This is a genomic window from Streptomyces sp. NPDC059679, from assembly GCF_042734105.1.
Lineage (GTDB): Bacteria > Actinomycetota > Actinomycetes > Streptomycetales > Streptomycetaceae > Streptomyces.
In genome coordinates this window covers 1-1,895 of the sequence record NZ_JBHWES010000189.1, presented here as the reverse complement: position 1 = coordinate 1,895, position 1,895 = coordinate 1, and the positions used below count along the sequence as shown (strand labels likewise).

The window sequence follows — 1,895 nt, the reverse complement described above, 5'->3', positions numbered from 1 at the left end:
GCGCCACCACCACCATCACCACCTGCGACACCACCAACCCCAACCAACTCACCAACCTCCTCAACACCATCCCCCCAACCCACCCCCTCACCACCGTCATCCACACCGCAGGAGTCCTCGACGACGCCACACTGACCGCTCAGACTCACGATCGCCTGTCGACCGTTCTTGGCCCCAAGGCCCACGCCGCCCACCAGCTGCACAGCCTCACTCGGCATCTGGACCTCGATGCCTTTGTTCTGATCTCTTCCACGGCTGCCACCTTCGGCAGCCCTGGGCAGGCCAACTACGCGGCCGCCAACGCCTACCTCGACGCCCTGGCCCAGCACCGTCGCGCCCAAGGACTCCCCGCCACCTCCATCGCCTGGGGACTGTGGGAACAGGGCGGCCTGGCCAACGCCGAAATCACCGGGCACCTGGCACGCCGAGGTCTGCTCCCCATGCCCACGGAACCGGCGCTCACCGCGCTTTCGCAGGCCATCGCTACCCCGGGCCAAGCCCACCACATCATCGCCGACATCGACTGGGGTGCCTTCGCCGTCAATCTCAGCCCCAGCGGCGAATCCGTTCCGCTCACTCAGGACATTCCCGAGGCCCAGAGGGAACGTACCCGGCAGGCGATGGATCAGGATTCCGAGACGGCCCTGCACCGGCAACTGGCCGACCGAAACCCGGGCGAGCAGCGGGAGGTGCTTCTCCAACTCGTACGGGCTCAGGTGGCCGCGGTCCTCGGACACAGCGACGTCGACGCGGTGCCCTCCGACCGCCCCTTCAAGGAACTGGGACTCGATTCCCTCGCCGCCGTCGAGACCCGCAACCGGCTGACCGCCCTCGCCGGGCTCCGTCTCCCCACCAGCCTCATCTTCGACCACCCGACGCCGACCAAGCTCGCCCAGTATCTGCAAACCGAATTGGTGGGTGAGCAATCCGGCCCAGCGAGCGCAGCACCATCCAGTCCCGCTGCCGAAGCCGACGACTCCATCGCGATTATCGGCATGGCGTGCCGGTTCCCGGGCGGCGTGAGTACGCCCGAGGAGTTCTGGGATCTCGTCCTCATGGAACGCGACGCGATCACGGACTTCCCGACAAACCGCGGCTGGGATCTTGCGGGAATCTTCCACCCTGACCCCGCGCACAAGGGCACCTGTTATACCCAGCAGGGCGGCTTCTTGTACGACGCGGCGGAGTTCGACCCCGCGTTCTTCGACATCAGTCCCCGCGAGGCCCTGGCCATGGACCCCCAGCAGCGGCTTTTGCTGGAGACCAGCTGGGAGGCTCTGGAGCGAGCCCACATCGACCCACGCTCGCTGCAAGGTAGTCCTGTTGGTGTCTTCACCGGCATCAACGCCCAGGACTACGCGATCCACCTGGAGCGTTCACCGGAATCCGTCGAGGGCTACGTCCTCACCGGCAGCTCGAGCAGCATCGCATCGGGCCGAATCGCTTACACCCTGGGCTTGGAGGGTCCCGCCGTCACCGTGGACACGGCGTGCTCGTCGTCCCTGGTCGCCCTGCATCTGGCCAGCCAGGCACTCCGGTCAGGGGAGTGCTCGATGGCCCTGGCCGGCGGGGTCACCGTCATGTCCACCCCGACCACTTTCGTCGAGTTCGCGCGACAGCGGGGCCTGTCCACAGACGGCCGGTGCCGCGCCTTCTCCTCCACCGCTGATGGAACCGGCTGGGGCGAGGGCCTGGGCATCTTGTTGGTGGAGCGGTTGTCGGATGCGCGGCGGTTGGGGCATCGGGTGTTGGCGGTGGTGCGGGGCAGCGCGGTGAATCAGGACGGGGCGAGCAATGGTCTGACGGCGCCGAATGGTCCGTCGCAGCAGCGGGTGATCCGGCAGGCGCTGGCCGCCGCAAGCCTGACGGCCCCGGAGATCGACGCGGTGGAGGGG

1 protein-coding gene is annotated in these 1,895 nt (G+C 67.7%); it reads left to right on the top strand.

The genetic code is table 11. The features are described 5' to 3' along the window. Positions 1-1,895: beta-ketoacyl synthase N-terminal-like domain-containing protein (locus ACFV2X_RS55555; RefSeq protein WP_385631962.1), on the top strand; the 1,895-nt coding region annotated here is incomplete at both ends.